Here is a 7,028-nt window from a genome sequence, read left to right on the forward strand (position 1 = left end):
TCTCTCCTCCTAGGCCGGGAGCCAGCGCCGGTGGACGGGCGCCGCGGGCGCGCGCAGCAGTTCGAGGCGGGGCGGCACCCGGTCGGCGCGCGGGCCCGGGGGTTTGCGGCTGCCGGGCTGCCACGGGGCCGGCCAGCACGCCCCGGGGCCGGTGTAGCCCTGTTCGGCGGCTGCGTGCAGGGTCCAGAACGGGTCGTAGAGGTGGGCCCGGCCGACCGCGACCAGGTCGGCCCGCCCGGCCAGCAGGATCGAATTGACGTCGTCGTAGCTGGAGATGGCGCCGACCGCGATGGTCGGCACCCCGGTGGCGTTGCGGATCAGATCAGCGAACGGGGTCTGGTAGCTGCGGCCGTAGGGCGGCCGCTGGTCGGCCACGACCTCGCCGGTGGAGACGTCGACGGCGTCCGCACCGCCCGCGGCCAGCGCCCGGCAGATCGCGACCGCCTCGGCCTCGGTGGTGCCGCCCGGCGCCCAGTCGGCGGCCGAGATCCGCACCACCAGCGGCTTGCCGGCGGGCCAGGCGGCACGCACCGCGGCCAGCACCTCCAGCGGCAGGCGCAGCCGGTTGTCCAGCGGGCCGCCGTAGCGGTCGGTGCGCTGGTTGGTGAGCGGCGACAGGAAGCCGGAGAGCAGCTGGCCGTGGCCGAACTGCAGCTCCAGCGCGTCGAACCCGGCGCGCTCGGCGCGGGCCGCCGCCTGGGCGAAGTCCGCGGTAACGGCGGCGAGTTCCGCCCGGTTCGCCTCGTGCGGCACGGGGTGTCCCGGGCCCCAGGCGAGCGGGGAGGCCGCCAGGGTGGGCCAGCCGGACGCGCCCAGTGGCCGGCCGGTCCCGTCCGGGCCGGGCGGCGCGGTGGCGCCGCGGCGCCCGGCGTGGGTGAGCTGGATGCCCAGCGGGGTGTCGCTGACCTCGCGGACGGCCCGCACGACGGCGCGCCAGGCCGCCTCCTGCTCGTCCGTCCACAGCCCCGGGCAGCCGGGGGTGGTCCGGCCCTGCGGACTGACGGCGGTCATCCCCGCGAAGACCAGGCCGGCGCCGCCGAGGGCGTGCGCCGCGAGCTGGGCCTGTTCGAAGGCGCCCGGGCAGGCACCGGTGGCCGTGAAGGTGGCCAGCGGCGGCACCACCACCCGGTTGCGCAGCACGAGTTGACCCAGCTTCAGCGGCTGGAACATCGGCGGCAGCACGCCCTGCGCGCCGCTCTCGCCGTCCAGCCCCTGCGCCCGGCTGACGGCGGCCACGAAGCCGGCGTCCCGTTCGCGCAGGTTCTCATAGGTGACCCGGCGGCTGCGGGTGAGCAGGTTGAAGGCGAACTGGTCGATCGGCTGGTCGGCGTAGCGGCCTATGCCCTCGAACCACTCCAGGCTCGCCTGGGCGGCCCGCTGGGTCGACTCCACCACCGGGCGGCGCTCGGCCTCGTAGGCCGCCAACGCCTCGGTCACGGTGGCGTGTTCGTGCAGGCCGGCGGCGAGCGCGAGGGCGTCCTCCATGGCCAGTTTGGTGCCCGAGCCGATCGAGAAGTGGGCGCTGTGCGCGGCATCCCCCAGCAGCACCACGTTCTCGTGCCGCCAGCAGGCGTTGCGCACGGTCTCGAAGCGGATCCACCGCGAGGCGTTGGGGATCAGCCGGTGGCCGTCCAGGTGCTCGGCCAGGAGCTCCTCGCAGCGCCGCACGCTCGCCAGATCGCTCTCGCCGCGGGCCGGCTCCGGTTCGGCCAGGGCCGCGAACCCGGCGCGCTGCCAGGCCTGTTCGGCGATCTCCACGATGAAGGTGGAGCGCTGCGCACTGTACGGGTAGGCGTGCACCTGCAGGACGCCGAAGTCGTGCTGCGCCACGATGAAGGTGAAGGCCTCGAAGACCTTGTCGGTGGCGAGCCACATGTAGCGGCTGTGCCGCTCGTCCAACTGCGGGCCGAAGCTCGCGGCGAAGGCCTCGCGGGTGGCCGAGCGGATGCCGTCGGCGGCGACCACCAGGTCGTAGCCGGCCCGCAGTTGCTCGACCGGCGGGGCCGGGGTGCCGTAGCGCACGTCCACGCCCAGCTCGGCGCAGCGCTGTTGCAGGATCTCGCGCAGCCGGTTGCGGTCCAGCGCGGCGAAGCCGTGGCCGCCGGAGGTGCGCAGCTGCCCCCGGTGCCGGACGTCGATGTCGCTCCAGCGGGCGAACTCGGCGGACATCGCGGCGAAGACGGCCGGGTCGGCCTGGGCGATGCCGTCCAGGGTCTCGTCGGAGAAGACGACGCCGAAGCCGAGGGCCGCCTCGCGGGCGTTGCGCTCCCAGACGGTGATCTCCCACTCGGCGGAGAGCTGCTTGGCCAGGGCCGCGAAGTAGAGCCCGCCCGGCCCGCCTCCGATGACTGCTACCCGCACGACGACCTCCCGTGGTCCGGCGATTCCAAGGTATTGCGGTTATTCAACGACCGTCAAGAGCACGCGATACGCGCACCCGTGCCCACCGGGCGCAGCGGGCTCACCGGTAGGTCTCCGGCTCCTGGGCACCGGCCCCCGACAGGGCCCGCCGGGCCTCCTCGGGCCACGGCACGCTGCCCTTGGCGTGGGCCGCCGAGTGCACCACCGCCATCCGCCCGCCGGCGGCCAGGCCCTGCGGCCCGTGCACCTCGAAGGCGTAGTGCAGCGAGGAGTTGCCCACCTTCGCCACCTTGAACTCGACCCGGACGGTGTCGCCGAACCAGAGCCGCTCCCGGTAGTCCGCCTCGAAGTGGACCCGCGGGATGCTGCCGAACAGCGCGGCCAGGCCGAGCCGACGCAGCAGCACCGCCTCCGCGGCCTCCACCCAGCGCTGGACGGCGGAGAAGTGGTAGTGGCCCGCCGCGTCGGTGTCCGACCACTCGACCCGGCGCTCGACCACCACACTCGCCGGCGTCGGCTCCGCGACCCCCTCCCCCGCCCCCGGCTCGGGCAGGCCGGCCCGGGCCCAGCGCCGCAGTTCGGCCCGGTGCACCTTGCCGCTGGAGTTGCGGGGCAGCGCGGCGACGAACTCCACCGCGCGCGGGTACTTGTAGGGCGCGATACTGCGCTTGACGAAGTCCTGCAGCTCCCGGGCCGTCTCGGGCCCGGCCGGGACGCCCTCGCGCAGCACCACGAAGGCCTTGACGATCATGCCGCGCCGCTCGTCGGGCGCCCCGGCCACCGCGCAGTCCGCGACCTGCGGATGCTCGATCAGGGCCTGCTCGACCTCGGGGCCGGCGATGTTGTAGCCGGCCGAGACGATCATGTCGTCGCTGCGCGCCTGGTACCAGAAGTAGCCGTCCTGGTCCCGGACATAGGTGTCACCGGTGATGTTCCAGCCGTCGCGCACGTAGTCGGCCTGCCGCTCGTCGTCCAGGTAGCGGCAGCCGGTCGGGCCCTTCACCGCCAGCAGCCCGGGCTGCCCGTCCGGCACCGGTGCGCCCGCCCGGTCCAGCACGGCGGCCCGGAACCCCGGCACCGGCCGACCGGTGGCGCCCGGGCGGATCTCGCCGTCGGCGGCCGAGATGAACACGTGCAGCATCTCGGTGGCGCCGATGCCGTCGATCAGCTTGATCCCGGTGGCCCGGTGGAACGCCTCCCAGAGCGCGGCGGGCAGGAACTCGCCGGCCGAGACGCAGCGGCGCACGCCCGCCAGCCGGTCGGTGAGCCCGGCCGACATGATCGCCCGGTAGGCGGTGGGGGCGGTGAAGAGCACGGTGGCGCCGTGCCGTGCCACCTGCTCGGCCAGTTGCTCGGCGCCGGGCTGTTCCAGCAGCAGGGCCGCGGCACCGGCCCGCAGCGGGAAGACCACCAGGCCGCCGAGGCCGAAGGTGAAGGCCAGCGGCGGCGTGCCGGCGAACAGGTCGTCCGGCGCGGGCCGCAGCACGTGGCGGGAGAAGGTGTCGGCATTGGCCAACACGTCCCGGTGGAAGTGCAGGGTGGCCTTCGGCCGCCCGGTGGTGCCCGAGGTGAAGGCGATCAGCGCCACGTCGTCGGCCGCGGTGGGCACGGCGGTGAAGACCCCCTCCTTGGCCGCGCAGCGCGCCGCCAGGTCCTCCGGTCCGGCGCCGCCGTAACCGAGCGTCACCAGCCCCGGGGTGCGCGCGGCGGCCAGCTCCGACAGGAAGCGGTGGTCGCAGAGCGCGACCACCGGCGCGCTGATCTCGTGCAGGGCGGAGAGCTCGTGCGCGCGCAGCAGCGGCACGGTGCTGACGGCCACCGCGCCGGCCTTCAGCACGCCCAGCCAACAGGCCACCAGCCAGGGGTTGTTGGGTCCGCGCAGCAGCACCCGGTTGCCGGGCACCACGCCGAGGTCCTCGGTCAGCACCTGGGCGACCTGGTCGGCGCGGCGGCGCAGGTCCCGGTAGCTCCACTCCTCGGTCGGCGTGATCAGGCAGCGCCGGTCCGCGCCGAACGCCTCGATGGTGTCGTCGAGCAGCGCCGCGGCGCAGTTCAGCCGCTCGGGGTAGGCCAACTCCGGCAGTTCGAAGAGCAGTTCCGGCCACTGCTCGGCCGGTGGCAGCCGGTCACGGCAGAACGTGTCCACATGGGCAGAGGGGGAGAGCTCCATCGGCGGCACCTCAATCGGCTCAGCGGGGAGTGAGGCCAGTATGCCGCGCCTGTGACGACAGTCAAGAGATCGGTATATCCGGGCTGGTCAGCCGCCACCCGTCCCCGCCCGGACGCGCCCGGACGCGAAAAGGGCCGTGGCGGGCGATGCTTGTCGCATCGCCCGCCACGGCCCTTTCGTCGACTGGTCAGGCCTCGGCGGCCACCGCGTCGAGGTGCGCGGAGAGCACCTTCATGACCTCGCCCGGCCGGCCGCTCAGGTAGAAGTGCCCGCCCTGGAAGACCTGGAGGTCGAACGCCGCCGAGGTGTGCTCCTGCCAGGCGCGCGCCTCGTCGATCGTGGTCTTGGGGTCGTTGTCACCGGTCAGGGCGGTGATCGGGCAGCGGAGCACCGAGCCGGGCTCGCTGCGGTAGGTCTCCACCGCCTTGTAATCGCTGCGCAGCGCCGGCAGCACCATGCGCAGCAGCTCCTCGTCGGCGAAGACCTGCGGGTCGGTCCCGCTCAGCGAGCGCACCTCGGCCACCACGCCCTCGTCGTCGCGCTTGTGCACGTCCTCGTCCTCCCGGTAGCGGGAGGGGGCCCGGCGGCCCGAGGCGAACAGGTGCACCGGGCCCTCGCCGTCGCGCTCCAGGCGCCGGGCGGCCTCGAAGGCGATCAGTGCCCCCATGCTGTGGCCGAAGAAGGTCAACGGCCGGTCGGTCAGCGGGCGCAGCACCGGGAGCAACGCGTCGGCCAGCCGGTGGATGTCCTCGATGCACGGCTCCGCGCGCCGGTCCTGGCGGCCGGGGTACTGCAGGGCGATGACATCGGCGCCGGGGCTCAGCGCGGCCGACACCGGGAAGAAGAAGCTCGCCGAGCCGCCCGCGTGCGGAAAGCAGACCAGTCGGCTGGGGGCCAGCGGAGCCGGGTGGAAGCGCCGGGCCCACAGGCCGGCGTCCGCGTCAGGTACGGTCATGGTGAGTTCGTCCCCGTTCTCGAAAGCACTGCTCGATCGTGTGGCACTGCGTGAAGATCACTCATGGATCCTGTCTCCCGGCCGCCGCGCCCAAACCCCGTCGGGGCGCGGTGGCGGCCCGCCCGGCCGGGCGGGCCGCCACCGACCGGTCGGCGCCGTTACGCGGGCTTGCGCAGGGCGGCGAGCAGGTAGCCCATCTCGGGCAGCTGGGCGGCGGGCGAGCGGATGAGGTCCATCAGCTCGATGGCCTCCTCGCCGAAGCGGGCGACCATCTCGTCGTAGCGCCGGTCGGTGGACTCCACCATGCGGGTGGCCATCTTGGCGGTGTGCCGGCTGACGTCGCGGAACTCCTCCAGCTCGAAGCCGGCCTCCGCGACGAGCGCGCGGTACTCGGCCTCGGTCAGCATCGGGCTGGCCGACATCCGCTGCAGGCCGTCGCGGACCAGCTCCTGGTCCGCCTCGTCGAGCGGGCCGGTCTGCAGCAGGTCCGCCACGACGAGCCGGGCGCCGGGCTTGAGCACCCGGCTGATCTCGCGCAGCGCGGCCAGGCGGTCCATGTGGATGAGCGACTCGAAGGCCCAGGCGGCGTCGTAGGACGCATCGGCGTAGGGCAGCGCCAGCGCGTCGCCGTGGTCGAAGGAGACCCGGTCGGCCAGCCCGCGCTCGCCGGCCCGCCGGTTGGCCTCCACCACCTGCGCCTCGTTGATGGAGATCCCGCGCACCCGCGCCCGGGCGGCGCCGGCCAGCCGGAAGGCCGGGGTGCCGATGCCGCAGCCGACGTCCAGGATCTCGGCGCCGTCCACCGGCGCCAGCAGCCCGATCATCTCGTCCGTCATCCGGTCCGCGGCGACCTTGTTGGAGCTGTCGTCGGCCTCGGACTCCCAGTAGCCGGCGTGGAAGCTCTCGTCCCACAGCTCGCAGAGCACCTGGGAGGCGATGTCGTAGAAGGCGGAGATGGAGTCGGTGCTGGGCAGCGGCTCGGCGGTGGTCATGGTCGCTCCTGTGGTGGTGGGCCGGTCGGTGGCCGGGGTCGGGCCTGCGGTTGCGGTCAGGTCGAGTCCGGCGTCGGCGGCGCGGTACTCGGCGGTGCGGTTGAAGTCCTTGAAGACCGACCAGTCCATGTAGGTCCGGTCCTTGACGATCAGACCGTCCGCGAAGGTCAGCACGCTCATCCAGTGCACCCGCAGCGGCGTCCCGTTGACGGGGTTGGTGCCGGTCATGACGCCTTCGACGAAGACCCGGTCGCCGACGGCGGCGGTGCTCAACACCTCGGAGTGCCGGTCGGGCATCGCCTCGCGCCCGGCCTTCTCCATCGCGTGGAAGGTGGCCGAGTCGGTGATGCGCAGCTCCTCGGGAGCGACCACCTCGGGGTCGACGGCGTAGCACTCGTCGATCATCCGGTCCGGATCGGTGTTGTAGAGCGCCGCCCAGGTGGCGACGGCGGCCAGGTTCGTTTCCTCGACAGTCATCCTTGCCTCTTGCTCCGTTCTGGTCGTACTCGTCGAACGTGCCGGTCGGTACCGGCCGTTCAGTGGCAGGTGG

4 protein-coding genes and 1 pseudogene are annotated in these 7,028 nt (G+C 73.6%); all 5 read right to left on the reverse strand.

What is annotated here, in order from left to right:
- Positions 1 to 9: 9 nt before the first annotated feature.
- Positions 10 to 2,361 (reverse strand): oxidoreductase, encoded by a 2,352-nt coding sequence (locus tag OG294_RS07325; protein ID WP_327065604.1) that lies wholly within the window; start codon positions 2,359 to 2,361, stop codon positions 10 to 12.
- Between the two features lie 100 nt (positions 2,362 to 2,461).
- Positions 2,462 to 2,953 carry an acyl-CoA thioesterase gene (locus tag OG294_RS07330; RefSeq protein WP_327071468.1) on the reverse strand — a complete coding sequence of 164 codons (492 nt, stop codon included), beginning with the start codon at positions 2,951 to 2,953 and terminating at the stop codon, positions 2,462 to 2,464.
- Positions 2,933 to 4,531, reverse strand: a pseudogene (locus OG294_RS07335) (AMP-binding protein); the annotation flags it as partial. The gene OG294_RS07330 and the pseudogene OG294_RS07335, both read right to left, overlap by 21 nt.
- A 187-nt stretch (positions 4,532 to 4,718) precedes the next feature.
- Positions 4,719 to 5,486, reverse strand: coding sequence for a thioesterase II family protein (locus OG294_RS07340; RefSeq protein ID WP_327065605.1), 768 nt, complete (start codon positions 5,484 to 5,486; stop codon positions 4,719 to 4,721).
- Between the two features lie 158 nt (positions 5,487 to 5,644).
- Positions 5,645 to 6,955 (reverse strand): methyltransferase domain-containing protein, encoded by a 1,311-nt coding sequence (locus tag OG294_RS07345; protein WP_327065606.1) that lies wholly within the window; start codon positions 6,953 to 6,955, stop codon positions 5,645 to 5,647.
- Positions 6,956 to 7,028: the final 73 nt, after the last annotated feature.

The sequence above is a fragment of the Kitasatospora sp. NBC_01302 genome, from assembly GCF_035976515.1.
Classification (GTDB): Bacteria; Actinomycetota; Actinomycetes; order Streptomycetales; family Streptomycetaceae; genus Kitasatospora.

Bases quoted from the DNA above. Each gene is read 5' to 3' on its own strand.
- OG294_RS07340 (WP_327065605.1), bottom strand. From the start codon at position 5,486: ATGACCGTACCTGACGCGGACGCCGGCCTGTGGGCCCGGCGCTTCCAC.
- OG294_RS07345 (WP_327065606.1), bottom strand. From the start codon at position 6,955: ATGACTGTCGAGGAAACGAACCTGGCCGCCGTCGCCACCTGGGCGGCG.